Source organism: Streptococcus sp. Marseille-Q6488 (assembly GCF_946902925.1).
In the GTDB taxonomy this organism is placed as follows: Bacteria; Bacillota; Bacilli; order Lactobacillales; family Streptococcaceae; genus Streptococcus.
Genome location: NZ_CAMPPZ010000009.1, coordinates 110296 through 122660, shown reverse-complemented (window position 1 = coordinate 122660; position 12365 = coordinate 110296). Strand labels below are relative to the sequence as shown.

The window sequence follows — 12365 nt, the reverse complement described above, 5'->3', positions numbered from 1 at the left end:
AGTGATCTCCTACTTCTGCGCCACAAAAAACCAACGGGTGCTAGTTTCTGTTGGCTCCTTGTCCTCAAAGTCCGCATAGAGTTTGAAGGACTTGAATCCAGCCTGTTCCAACAAAATATCATAGGTCAAGACCTCATAGGTCCGCTCCTCATGCACTTCATCGTGACGACTAAAGGAACCGTCATCCTCCTTGATAAAGAAGGTCAGCTCATGTACGATAGAATGTGGTGCTGAATCCTCATAGGTGTCCCAAAGCATAGCGAAATCTTCCGCATTTTCATGGTAGGAATAGCCTGGAAAAACTTCATCTGTCTGGTAAGTCGAATGCACGTCAAAGATGAAAACTCCGTCTTCATTAAGAGCATTATAGACTTCCTTAAAAACGTCCCCTACTTCCACTTCATCCTGCATGTAGCAGATTGAGTCCGAATAACAAGTGACAAAATCATATTGACCTGCCTTGGACAAATCCAGCATATTTCCTTCAATGAAATCAATCTTTTGCTTGGCTGAAGCAGCTCTCTTTTCGGCAATTTTCAACATATCAGCACTCAAGTCCAGTCCAGTCACATCAAAACCAGCCTGAGAGAAGCGCACCGATTGAATTCCTGTTCCACAAGCCAGTTCCAAGAGTTTCTTTCTCTCCTTGGTCTTAGGCAAATGACGCAGCGAAAAATCCGTCCATTTATCGTATAAACTATCATCCATCACAACATCGTAAACAGCCGCAAAGGTTTCATAAGTTGCCATAATCATGATACCAAGAGCCTCAATGGCAAACACCACTAGCTCTTTACCTTTCTATCAATTTTTCTAAAATAAGCAAAGAAACCCAGTTGACTACAACTGAGTTCATCTTCTAAGCAAGAGCTTCTGAAATATCTACTGAATTCGCCTCATGCCATAGTTTTTCTAAGTTATAGTGGGCACGCATTTCTTCTGAGAAGATATGCACAACGACACCACCAAGGTCTAGCAAGACCCAGCCTCCTGCCGCATCGCCTTCGACATGGCTGCCTTTAACACCAGCTTCGGCTACTTTTTCACGAATGTTATCAGCAATAGCGTCCAACTGACGGCTATTCATCGAGCTCGTGATGACAAAGTAGTCCGTCACGCTGGTCAAATCTTGTACGTCGAGTGCAAGGATATCCTCCGCACGTTTCTCATCAGCCGCTTTCACGACTAGTTCTAGTAATTCTTTTTCGTTCATTTAGTCCTCTTTCTAGAAAATATGTTTGTAATCTAGGACATCTGCAAAGCGCCCCTCCCAAATACCCTCATAGAATTCATTTATCGTTTCTGCTGGAATGTCTTTCCCATCAAACGTTGTGCAAGTTCCTTCTGGAATAATAAGCTGATAGCCATATTCAAAAGCAACCTTGACAGAGGTATCCACACAATATTCTGTCTGCATACCACATAAAACTAATTTTTCAATCCCCTGTTTATCCAAATATTCTTTTAAACCAGTTTCTTTGAAAATACTGTTATACTTCTTCTGAAAGACCTTTTCATCAGGTTTTCGGTTTAAAAGCTCAGATAACTGCCAATCTTCTGATGTTTGAGCTTCAGCGTTCTCAATATGTTGAACATAAATAATTTCGATATTCTTACTTCTAGCCTGGTTTTGTAAATAAGAAATTTTTTCCAATAGACTATTTGTCTGAAAACCGGTTTCCACTAAAATATTCTGAACATCAATGATTATAAAAGCCGTCTTCATTTAGTCCTCTTTCAAATAGTGCACAAAGGCGTTATAGGTTTCAAGGGTTTGGGGATAGATGGGAAATCCCTGATGAGCTAGATGCTCCACGGTACGAGCTGTTTCATAGGCCACCGCCTTATTGAGCGATTGACTTGCAATCTCACGCGCCTGGTCTACTCCAGGAAAGGCTCGATTGTGCTCGATATAGTCTGCGACATAGATGACCTTATCTAAATCTGTCATCTGACCAGCACCGACTGTATGGATTTCAATGGCTCGCAGGATTTCTGTATCATGCAAATCCAAATCTTCTTGAATCTTGTAGATACCAACCAGCCCATGCCAGACATTATTGCCCCAGTTTTTGAGGTCAGGGTCTAGCTGATAACGGTCAATCAAGTCTAAAAATTCCTGATCTGACAGCTTTTTAGCATAGTCATGAAGGAGCCCTGCTAAGCCTGCTTTCTCGGCATCGACTCCAAATCTCTCCGCCAGTTCTATGGCTGCACGCTCCACACCTAGACAATGGGTTAAGCGTTTTTCAGGTAGAAGCTCTGCCATTTTTTCTAACAAAGCCTCACGGGAGCAGTTGATATAGTCTTGATAGGCCATCAGTAGAGCCCCTCCTTCTCGATGAAATCTAGCACAGGCTGAGGTAGGAGAAAGTTGGGTTTCCGACCTTGGGCCAGGAAGTCACGCACCATGCTAGATGAGATATCCATGAGAGGCACATCCACCCAGATAACTGGATAGGAAGTGCCAGCCTTATAGCGTGGGCGCTGAACTCCCACAAACTGAACCATATCAACCAGTTCATCAATTCGATACCACTTAGGCAAATAGTCCACCATGTCGGCACCGATGATAAAGTAATAATCCGTATCTGGATGTTGCTCTGTCAAGATTTTCATGGTGTCGTAGGTATAGGAAATGCCCTTGCGCTCCAACTCAATGGTTTCAATGTCCAGACCTTCAATCCCCTCAATCGCCAACTCAAGCATCTTGAGACGATGGTGTTCAGGGATTGTTTCCTTTTTATCTACATGAGGAGGTTGGTATTCAGGCATAAGCAGAACTTGATCTAGTCCCAACTGCTGGCGCACTTGATCCGCAACAATGAGATGGGCATTGTGAACGGGGTTAAAATTGCCCCCTAAAATCCCGACTTGTTTGCGTTTTTTCTCCTTGATTTCTGGCTCCAACTCTACCTTGGTAAAGGGAGTTAATAGTTCAATTGCCATAGGCTAGTCTCCTTTATTTCTCTGTAAAAACAGTTATTTGGAGTAGGTTTTTAGATTTCTTTGACTTTTTTAGAAATCTTGCGATTTTCTTTCTTGCTAGATTGTTTAAATAAAATCAAGATGCGTCCAATTTTTTGGACTGTATCCACACCGATTTCTTCTTCCAAGATTTCAGCGACTTCGTGGATATTTTCATCTGTATTTTGCAAGAGAGTTACCTTAATCAATTCGCGGGCGTCAAGAGCTTGACGAACGCTGGTTTTGATTTGGTCGTTGAGACCATTTTTCCCGATTTGGATGATGGGTTTGAGAGTGTGTGCCTGGCTGTTGAGGAAGGCACGTTGTTTTGATGTTAATGACATAATTTCTTCCTTGTTTTTTTGATAGTTATTTTAGGTGGTGAGGGACGATCGGAACTAATTTTCCAAAGATCTCATCTTTGAAAAATGGATTTCCTGACCTCACAATTGAGCCTTGGTCTCAATTGTGCCCCTTGCCAATCTATCGATTGGCAAGACACCACGGCAATAACTATCTTTTTATGAGCTCACTTTGTTCGCTCAGCGATTTTATTTTAAATTATTGCTTTTCGTATGACGACGGCGACGCCTTCTGGTGCCCAGACGGCGACTTTTGCTGTGCCTGTTACGCGGATCCAGCCGAGTCCAGAGATGACTAAATCTGTCTTTTCCTTAATGTTAAATACATGCTGGACTAGCCTTGGGAAATCTTCTTTTTCCTTGCTATTTGGTGGTGTCAAAAGTGTTCCGAGATGCTTATCGTAGAAAGCACTAGCTCCTTCTAGCTTGGTACGATGGAGTTTGAGTTCATTGTCAAAGAAGGCAGTGAAACCTTGCTTCTCACCCGCAATGAAGTCAAAACGTCCGAGACCTCCTAAAAACAGGGTTTGTTCAGGATTGAGCTGATAGGTTTTAGGTTTGATTTCCTTTTTAGGGCTGACATACTTGAGGTTTTTGGCCGTCAAGTAGTGGGCCATCTGGTGACGGTGGATGATTCCCGGCGTATCGTAAATATAAGATCCGTCGTCAAGCGGAATCTCAATCTTATCCAAGGTTGTCCCTGGGAAGCGCGAAGTCGTGATGACATTCTGGTCACCCGTGATTTCTTGGATAATAGCATTGATAAGAGTTGATTTTCCAACGTTGGTTACACCGACCACATAGACATCGCGGCCCTTACGGTAGTGTTCAATCTTGTCAATGACTTCCTTAATGGCATGTTTATTTTGAGCTGAAGTTAGGACGACATCAACAGGACGAAGCCCTTCTTCATGGGCACGTTCCATGAGCCACTGGCTAATCTTGCCCGGTTTAACTGACTTAGGTAGAATATCTTTTTTATTTCCCACCAAGAGGACATCATTGCCCGATACAAAGCGTGGCAAGCCTGGGATGACAGAGCCATTAAAATCAAAGATATCAATGACATTGACCACTAAGGCATCACTGTCTCCCACCTCATGCAAGAGCTTGAGGAAATCATCGTCCGTCAGCTGGACATCCGTAATTTCATTGTAGTGGCGGAGACGGAAACAACGTTGGCAATAGACTTCGCCAGTTTCCAAACCTTTTTCAAGTGCCGACTGGGGGGTAAAACCAAGACCAGACTTGTCTGTCGTCTGAATGGTTGCTCCACAACCAATACAGAGAATTTCTTCCATAGTTAAATTCCTTTTTTATATGTAATCGGTCCGTACTTTTCCGTTATTTGCTTCATAACACGGCGCTCACGAGCTCGGTTAATCTGCGTTTTGATTGAGTCATGTTGGACCAAGGGTTTGACTAAAATCGAGCGAATACCAGCACGGTGGGCTGCTCGAATATCGGTCATAAGCTGGTCGCCGACCATGACCACTTCACTTTTCTCATAGTGGAATTCCTTCATAGCACGATCAATCCCAAATGTGAAGGGCTTCAAGGCCCAATAAATGTAATCAATTTCAAACTTCTCAACTGCTCTTTGGACGCGTTTCTTAGTGTTATTTGAGACTACGATAATGCGAATGCCCGCGTCCCGAAGATCATGTAGCCATTGTTTCATCTCTGGCGTCCCATCAGGGTTGTTCCAAGCAATGAGGGTATTGTCCAAATCGACCAAAACAGCCTTGATTCCCTGCGCCTGCAGGCTTGGAACTGTCAGATCATAAACTGCTTCCACAGCAAAATCTGGCATGTAGTTTTCAATCGCCATTCTGGCTCCTTTTCTTTTTAATTTCTAGTAATTTTCTTCATCCATTGAGATAAGGCTGCCCATAAAATCAAGCTAGCCATTAAGATATAAATCCAAGCATTTGGCTCTTCTGTAAATGGTAGAGGAACATTCATTCCGAAGAAACCTGTAATAACCGCAAGTACTGCTAGTAAGACGGAGATAATAGTCAAAATTGACAAACTATCATTCAAGTTATTGTTTAGGATGTTGTTGTAAGAAGCTGAGAGTTGTTGCAAGACTTGAGAAATCAAGTCTGTCATAGACACCAACTGATGGGCTTCAATCATGGCATCATCAAACTGCTCTCGTTCGACATCATTAAATCTCCGATAAAGAGCATGGCCCTGGATATGTTCCAAGAGGAGTCGATTTTGTTTTGCTGCTGCTGTCAAGTAAACCATACCAGTCTCCAAGTCAGAGAGAGCGAAGAGATTTTTCTTTGTTGTAGTTTGACGTAGCAAGGCACTAATTTCGTCCTTACTTTTATCCATCTCTTCAATGACAGGATAATAAGCGTTACTGATAATCTCTAAACCAGCAAAGAGAAACTTGTAAATAGAAAGCGACTCATGGCTATCCAGATAAGCTGACATCTGATCAATGACATAAGCATTCTTATGGTTGCTGATGGTAATCATTCGTTGTCTTTCGACGATAAAGGTCATGGGAATCGCTTCATAATATTCTTTGTCTTTTTCTAAATCAAGAACATTATAAATAAAGGTTACCGTCTCCGTTTCACGGTTATAATCCATATGAGCTCGTTCATTTCTATCCAGAGCATACTCAATGGTTTCCTTGTCCAATCCATAGATGTCAGAAAGATCTTCCATATTTTTAATCTTATCCACATCAAGGTCTATCCAAATACAACCATTGCCCAACTGCTTTTCTAAAACCATCTTTTTTTCTCCTTTATTAAACTCTTTCTATTGTACCACAAATTACTTAAAATAACAGGTCTAGTCTGTGCGTGAGAAATTGCTAACAACCGTGATATTTCGGTTAGGGACAAAGTGAAGGGCTTGCTCCTCACTACGAAGCTGGGTCGTACGAATTCCCACGCTGACGACCTTGCCCGATACAGTAATGGGGCCATTTGTCAGAACGACCTCATCTCCCACATCCAGTTGACGTTCAAAGAGGATGAAAAAGCCATTGATGACATCAGATAGAAAGCCTTGGGCTCCCATCCCAATCGCCACCCCAGCGATTCCAGCCCCAGCCAACAAACTAGATACAGGTAAGCCTAAAATCGATAAAATACAGTAGAGTAAAAAGAAATATAGCGTATAATTAAACACATTTTCTAGTAAACGCGCAATAGTCTTTTGGCGTCCGACATCATGATGAGACATTTTTAGAGAAGGTTTGACAATTCTCTGCACCATAGTATGAAGCATTTTTTTAGCAATATAAAATACAATCAAAAGCAGTAAAAGAGAAATGACCTTGGTTAGAATATTCTCGATAATGGTTGTCACATCTAGCTTTTCAATATAAGCTTGAATAAATTTTTGCATATAAAACTCCTTTATTTCATTATACCATATTTTCATCAGTCTCATTCTCCATAAATATTCAAAAAATAGACAGAAAATTCTTGATTTTGTCTATTATTTATACTATAATCATAATCACTACACAAAAAGGAGATTATTATGAAAAGAATCATTCATGCTTGGAACAAGGCAAGCCTTGTCAAGCGTATCTTGATTGGTATGCTTTGTGGGGGAATCCTAGGACTGACCCTTCCTAATCTCTCAGGAATTGGTCTACTCGGGGATTTATTCGTCGGAGGTCTAAAAGCTGTTGCTCCTATCCTAGTCTTTGCCCTCGTTGCCAATGCCCTTTCCCAACATCAAAAGGGGCAAGATAGCAATATGAAAACTGTTGTTTTCTTGTATATCCTAGGAACTTTTGCTGCTGCTCTTGTAGCTGTTGTAGCTAGTTTCATCGTCCCTATTGAAATTACCCTAAATAGTGCCAATACTGAAATTGCACCACCAGATGGGATTGGGCAGGTCCTCAGCAACCTCTTGCTCAAACTGGTTGACAACCCAGTCAACGCCCTGCTTACTGCCAACTACATCGGTATACTATCTTGGGCAGTCATTTTTGGAATTGCTATGAGAGAGGCCAGCAAAAATAGTAAAGAATTACTAAAAACTATCGCTGACGTGACTTCTAAAATTGTCGAATGGATCATCAATCTGGCTCCATTTGGAATCCTTGGTCTTGTTTTTAAAACCATTTCTGACAAGGGAATCGGAAGCCTTGCCAACTACGGTATTTTATTGGTTCTATTAGTAACGACTATGCTTTTTGTCGCCCTTGTGGTCAACCCTTTGATTGCCTTCTTCTTTATGAGACGCAATCCTTACCCTCTAGTTTGGAACTGCCTCCGTGTCAGCGGTGTGACAGCCTTTTTCACTCGTAGTTCTGCGGCTAACATTCCTGTCAATATGAAACTCTGCCATGACCTTGGACTCAACCCAGATACCTATTCTGTTTCTATCCCACTTGGTTCTACTATCAACATGGCAGGGGCAGCGATTACCATTAACGTTTTGACCCTTGCTGCAGTTAATACTCTTGGAATTCCTGTTGACTTTGCCACAGCCTTTGTCCTCAGTGTGGTAGCAGCTATCTCAGCCTGTGGTGCTTCTGGTATTGCTGGAGGTTCCCTCCTTCTTATCCCAGTTGCTTGTAGCCTTTTCGGTATTTCTAACGATATTGCCATGCAAGTTGTTGGGGTTGGATTTGTGATTGGGGTCATCCAAGACTCATGTGAAACAGCCCTTAACTCTTCTACAGATGTTCTCTTTACCGCCGTTGCCGAATACGCAGCAGCCCGTAAAAAATAACTCATAAAGGCAAGCCTGCTCAGGTTTTGTCTTTTGCTCTTTTATTCTAACTTATACTCTTCGAAAATCAAATTCAAACCACGTCAGCTTCGCCTTGCCGTACTCAAGTACTGCCTACGACTAGCTTCCTAGTTTGCTCTTTGATTTTCATTGAGTATTATCAGGAAATTCTTATGTCTATTAGCCAACGTACGACCAAGCTCATCTTAGCTACCTGCCTTGCCTGCCTGCTTGCTTATTTTCTCAATCTTTCCTCAGCAGTTTCGGCTGGAATTATCGCTCTCTTGAGCCTATCTGATACCCGTAGAAGTACTTTAAAACTGGCCCGCAATCGGCTCTTTTCCATGCTTCTGGCTCTGGTTATCGGGGTTTTGGCTTTTCACTTGAGCGGATTTCATATCTGGAGCCTTGGCCTCTATCTGGCTCTTTATGTTCCCCTAGCCTACCAGATGGGCTTGGAAATTGGCATCACACCAAGCACGGTTTTGGTTAGCCATCTCTTGGTACAAGAGTCAACCTCTCCAGACCTTCTAGTCAATGAATTCCTTCTCTTTGCAATTGGTACAGCATTTGCCTTACTGGTCAATCTCTACATGCCTTCACGAAAAGAGGAAATCCAGCACTACCACACGCTGGTGGAAGAAAAGTTAAAAGATATCCTCCAGCGCTTCAAATACTATTTATCCAGAGGAGACGGACGCAACCAAGCACAGCTGGTAGCAGAATTAGACACGCTTTTGGAAGAAGCCCTCAGACTGGTCTATTTGGATCACTCTGACCACCTCTTTCACCAGACCGATTACCATATCCACTACTTTGAGATGAGACAAAGCCAAAGTCGTATCCTGAGAAATATGGCCCAGCAAATCAACACCTGCCACCTAGCTGCCAGTGAAAGCCTGATCTTAGCACAACTCTTTTCAAAAATTGCCGGTCAACTGAGTCAGACCAATCCTGCCTCTGATTTGCTAGATGAAATTGAACGCTATCTGGAAGTCTTCCGCAACCGCAGTCTGCCCAAGACAAGAGAAGAATTTGAAACCCGCGCCACCCTTCTCCAACTCCTACGTGAAGCCAAAACTTTCATCCAAGTAAAAGTTGATTTTTACCAAAAATATGGACAGTAAAAAAGAAAACCACTAAAAAACAGAACTTGCTAGCTCTTTTGAAAAGTAGTATAATTATTGCATGCACAATCATCTTGTGATGCAGAGACTGTCCGTGAATGGACTTTCTTCTATTTACAACTCTAAAAAGAAAGGATATACTATGACCTATTTGGAAAAATGGTTTGACTTCAATCGTCGTCAGAAAGAAATTGAAAGTCTCTTGGAAGAGACAATTGCCCAGCAGAGCGAGCAAAGCCTGACCTTGAAAGAGTTCTACCTGCTCTACTATCTGGACTTGGCTCAAGAAAAATCTCTACGCCAGATTGACCTGCCAGATAAGCTTCATCTGAGCCCAAGCGCTGTTTCTCGGATGGTGGCTCGCTTGGAAGCCAAAAATTGCGGTCTACTCAGTCGCATGTGTTGCCATCAAGATCGACGCTCTAGTTTTATCTGCCTGACAAGTGATGGGCAAAAGACACTGACCTCTCTACAAAAGGCTGTCGAAGCAAGCTTGGAAACTGGTTTGGATTTCTTGATTTAAGATGATTTTAGAAAAAGTTGCGTGCGCAATCATTTTTCTTGACATTCTCTTTTACAAGGAGTAAAATAAAGTCATCATCAAACAAAGGAGTTTTAAACATGATTGAAATCACCTATTTAGATGCCAGCAAGAACGAAAGAACTGTGACTTTCGAGTCTTATGAAGACTTTGATCGTTCGCAACAAGCTTGCCTTATCGGCGTCGCAGACTACTACCCTGTCCAAAAATTAACTTACAACGGCCATGATTTGGACTACCATGGGACTTATGGAGATATCTTCTTCTATCTCAAGAAACAAGATTTAAGCCAATATAACTAAAAAAAGGAGAAATACAATGGCAAAAGCAATTACAGATGCAACATTCGAACAAGAAACAAAAGACGGTTTGGTCTTGGTAGACTTCTGGGCAACTTGGTGTGGTCCATGTCGTATGCAAGGTCCAATCTTGGACAAATTGTCTGAAGAACTTTCAGAAGATGTCTTGAAAATCGTTAAAATGGACGTTGATAAAAATCCAAACACAGCTCGTGCCTTTGGAATCATGTCTATCCCAACTCTTCTCTTAAAAAAAGACGGCCAAGTTGTGAAACAAGTTGCTGGTGTTCACACAGCAGAACAAATTAAGGCCATCGTTGCTGAATTGAGCTAATCACACTAGAGACCAAGTACTTTCTTTGGTCTCTTTTTTCTTGCCCTTTGCCATTTTTCAAAAAATATGCTAGACTATAGGTAAAATATTACGATGTTTGGGACATGCCATCGCTAAAAAAAACCTCTACTTGGTATTTTTTAGCTCCCTCAAGGGAGCTTTTTGCGTGCTCTGAACATTTCCCATTTTGGAAGGAGTACTATGAAACGTCAATCAGCCTTGGTCGTCTTTAGTGGCGGTCAAGATTCTACAACCTGCCTCTTTTGGGCTAAAGAACACTATGAAACGGTCGAGGCCGTCACCTTTGCCTACGGTCAACGCCATCATCTCGAAATTCAAATTGCTAAAGAAATCGCTAAGGAACAAGGTATTCGTCATCACATCTTAGATATGTCTCTGCTGGGGCAAATCACTGAAAATGCCCTGACCTCTGATCTGGAAATTGAGCAAAAAGAAGGAGAGCTTCCCAATACCTTCGTTGATGGTCGCAACCACCTCTTTCTGTCCTTTGCGGCAGTTCTTGCCAAGCAACAAGGCATTAAAGATATCGTGACAGGTGTCTGCGAGACAGACTTCTCTGGCTACCCTGACTGCCGGGACGTCTTTGTCAAATCTCTCAATGTTACTCTCAACCTTGCTATGGATTACGACTTTGTTATCCAAACACCTCTCATGTGGCTAGACAAGGCTGAAACTTGGGAGTTAGCTGACCAACTCGGTGCCTTTGACTATGTTCGTGAAAAGACCTTAACCTGCTACAACGGAATTATCGGGAGTGGCTGTGGAGATTGCCCAGCCTGCCACCTACGTCAGCATGGTCTAGATGTTTATCTCTCACAGAAAGGAGAGGCCTAATGTTTTTTGCACCCAAAGAAATCAAACAGGAAACTGGGGAGTCTCTTATCTACAATCCTCACAGAACCTTGGTATCAAAAGAGTTTACCTTTGATGCTGCCCACCACCTCTTTCACTATGAGGGAAAATGCAAATCCCTGCACGGCCACACCTATCATCTGCAGATTGCTGTCAGTGGATTTTTAGATGAACGTGGCATGACCTACGATTTCGGAGATATCAAAGCGAGCTACAAGAACTACTTAGAACCCCACTTGGATCATCGCTATCTCAATGAAACTCTTCCCTATATGAACACAACTGCTGAAAATATGGTTTACTGGATTTTCCAAACCATGAGTCAAGAGTTGCCAGACGAGCGCGGTCTCCGTTTGGAATACGTTCGCCTCTATGAGACTCCGACTGCCTTTGCAGAGTTTAGACGGGAGTGGTTAGATGACTAGGGAACGTGTCCTCAAACTACCAGTTCTAGAAATTTTTGGCCCAACCTTTCAAGGTGAAGGCCGTGCTATCGGCCAGAAAACCATGTTTGTCCGCACTGCTGGTTGCGACTACCACTGCGACTGGTGCGATTCTGCCTTTACTTGGGATGGTTCTGAAAAGCCAACTCGTATGACAGCTGACGAAGTCATTGCTGCCTTGGATAAACTAGGAAGCTACGACTACGTCACCCTATCTGGGGGAAATCCTGCCATCCTAGCAGCTAACATGGCCGAATTGGTCACTAAACTCAAGGAACGTGGTGTCACTCTTGCTGTTGAGACCCAAGGCTCCCGCTGGCAAAATTGGTTGAAAGACATCGACCAGGTCACTCTGAGTCCCAAACCTCCTTCATCCAAGATGGAAGTCAACTTTGAGACCTTGGACTTTATCGTTTCCCAACTGGATCCAGACAAGGTCACCTTTAAAATCCCTATCTTTGACGATGCAGATTTGTCCTTTGCCAGAGGCATACAAGAGCGCTACCAACCAGATGTCCTTTTCTTATCTGCAGGAAATCCTGAGCCCAAGGCTACAGGTAATATTGTCCAAGACCAATTGGATCGTCTCAAAGAACTCTGGGAACGCATCGCTGCCGACGATAGCTGGGGCAATGTCCGCGTCCTTCCCCAACTCCATACCCTCCTCTACGATAATAAACGTGGTGTTTAAGATTAGAAA

The 12365-nt window shown here is 42.8% G+C and carries 18 protein-coding genes; 8 read left to right on the top strand and 10 right to left on the bottom strand.

Annotated elements, in window-relative coordinates; all coding sequences use genetic code 11:
- Positions 1 to 9: 9 nt before the first annotated feature.
- From OVN23_RS05190 to OVN23_RS05145, 10 genes are all read right to left on the bottom strand, one after another.
- Positions 10 to 750, bottom strand: a complete 741-nt coding sequence (locus OVN23_RS05190) for a class I SAM-dependent methyltransferase (RefSeq protein WP_319946281.1) — start codon at positions 748 to 750, stop codon at positions 10 to 12.
- Between the two features lie 109 nt (positions 751 to 859).
- Positions 860 to 1213 carry a ribosome silencing factor gene (gene rsfS, locus OVN23_RS05185; protein WP_050230861.1) on the bottom strand — a complete coding sequence of 118 codons (354 nt, stop codon included), beginning with the start codon at positions 1211 to 1213 and terminating at the stop codon, positions 860 to 862.
- 12 nt (positions 1214 to 1225) lie between these two features.
- The gene (locus tag OVN23_RS05180; RefSeq protein WP_173219932.1) at positions 1226 to 1726 is read right to left on the bottom strand and encodes a cysteine hydrolase family protein; all 501 of its coding nucleotides are present in this window, start codon (positions 1724 to 1726) and stop codon (positions 1226 to 1228) included.
- Positions 1727 to 2320 (bottom strand): bis(5'-nucleosyl)-tetraphosphatase (symmetrical) YqeK, encoded by a 594-nt coding sequence (gene yqeK, locus OVN23_RS05175; RefSeq protein ID WP_173219935.1) that lies wholly within the window; start codon positions 2318 to 2320, stop codon positions 1727 to 1729.
- A complete protein-coding gene (locus OVN23_RS05170) occupies positions 2320 to 2949 on the bottom strand; it encodes a nicotinate-nucleotide adenylyltransferase (protein WP_173219938.1) in 630 nt (209 codons plus the stop codon). Before OVN23_RS05170 ends, yqeK begins: the two co-directional genes overlap by 1 nt.
- Before the next feature lie 50 nt (positions 2950 to 2999).
- Positions 3000 to 3311 (bottom strand): ribosome assembly RNA-binding protein YhbY, encoded by a 312-nt coding sequence (gene yhbY / locus OVN23_RS05165; protein WP_000060169.1) that lies wholly within the window; start codon positions 3309 to 3311, stop codon positions 3000 to 3002.
- 212 nt (positions 3312 to 3523) lie between these two features.
- A complete protein-coding gene (gene yqeH, locus OVN23_RS05160) occupies positions 3524 to 4630 on the bottom strand; it encodes a ribosome biogenesis GTPase YqeH (RefSeq protein WP_267240734.1) in 1107 nt (368 codons plus the stop codon).
- Between the two features lie 2 nt (positions 4631 to 4632).
- Positions 4633 to 5160, bottom strand: a complete 528-nt coding sequence (locus OVN23_RS05155; RefSeq protein WP_173226865.1) for a YqeG family HAD IIIA-type phosphatase — start codon at positions 5158 to 5160, stop codon at positions 4633 to 4635.
- Positions 5161 to 5177: 17 nt separating this feature from the next.
- Complete coding sequence (locus tag OVN23_RS05150) at positions 5178 to 6083, bottom strand: magnesium transporter CorA family protein (protein WP_173226867.1); 906 nt, start codon at positions 6081 to 6083, stop codon at positions 5178 to 5180.
- 60 nt (positions 6084 to 6143) lie between these two features.
- Positions 6144 to 6704 carry a mechanosensitive ion channel family protein gene (locus OVN23_RS05145; protein ID WP_172922536.1) on the bottom strand — a complete coding sequence of 187 codons (561 nt, stop codon included), beginning with the start codon at positions 6702 to 6704 and terminating at the stop codon, positions 6144 to 6146.
- A gap of 138 nt (positions 6705 to 6842) precedes the next feature.
- On the opposite strand from OVN23_RS05145, the gene sstT reads away from it, so the two are divergent.
- The 8 genes from sstT (at position 6843) to queE (ending at position 12356) form a co-directional block, all read left to right on the top strand.
- On the top strand, positions 6843 to 8048 hold the full coding sequence (gene sstT, locus OVN23_RS05140) for a serine/threonine transporter SstT (RefSeq protein ID WP_173262016.1): 1206 nt from the start codon (positions 6843 to 6845) through the stop codon (positions 8046 to 8048).
- Positions 8049 to 8221: 173 nt separating this feature from the next.
- A complete protein-coding gene (locus OVN23_RS05135; protein WP_267240733.1) occupies positions 8222 to 9175 on the top strand; it encodes an aromatic acid exporter family protein in 954 nt (317 codons plus the stop codon).
- Between the two features lie 142 nt (positions 9176 to 9317).
- Positions 9318 to 9698, top strand: a complete 381-nt coding sequence (locus OVN23_RS05130; RefSeq protein WP_173219545.1) for a MarR family transcriptional regulator — start codon at positions 9318 to 9320, stop codon at positions 9696 to 9698.
- 98 nt (positions 9699 to 9796) lie between these two features.
- Positions 9797 to 10018: a DUF4649 family protein gene (locus tag OVN23_RS05125; RefSeq protein ID WP_000570255.1), complete on the top strand. Its 222-nt coding sequence runs from the start codon at positions 9797 to 9799 to the stop codon at positions 10016 to 10018.
- 16 nt (positions 10019 to 10034) lie between these two features.
- A complete protein-coding gene (gene trxA / locus OVN23_RS05120) occupies positions 10035 to 10349 on the top strand; it encodes a thioredoxin (protein WP_267240732.1) in 315 nt (104 codons plus the stop codon).
- A 201-nt stretch (positions 10350 to 10550) separates the two neighbouring features.
- Positions 10551 to 11204, top strand: coding sequence for a 7-cyano-7-deazaguanine synthase QueC (gene queC / locus OVN23_RS05115; RefSeq protein ID WP_267240731.1), 654 nt, complete (start codon positions 10551 to 10553; stop codon positions 11202 to 11204).
- On the top strand, positions 11204 to 11647 hold the full coding sequence (gene queD, locus OVN23_RS05110) for a 6-carboxytetrahydropterin synthase QueD (RefSeq protein WP_267240730.1): 444 nt from the start codon (positions 11204 to 11206) through the stop codon (positions 11645 to 11647). The genes queC and queD overlap by 1 nt, the downstream gene beginning before the upstream one ends.
- Complete coding sequence (gene queE / locus OVN23_RS05105; protein ID WP_267240729.1) at positions 11640 to 12356, top strand: 7-carboxy-7-deazaguanine synthase QueE; 717 nt, start codon at positions 11640 to 11642, stop codon at positions 12354 to 12356. The genes queD and queE overlap by 8 nt, the downstream gene beginning before the upstream one ends.
- The last annotated feature ends 9 nt before the right edge of the window (positions 12357 to 12365 follow it).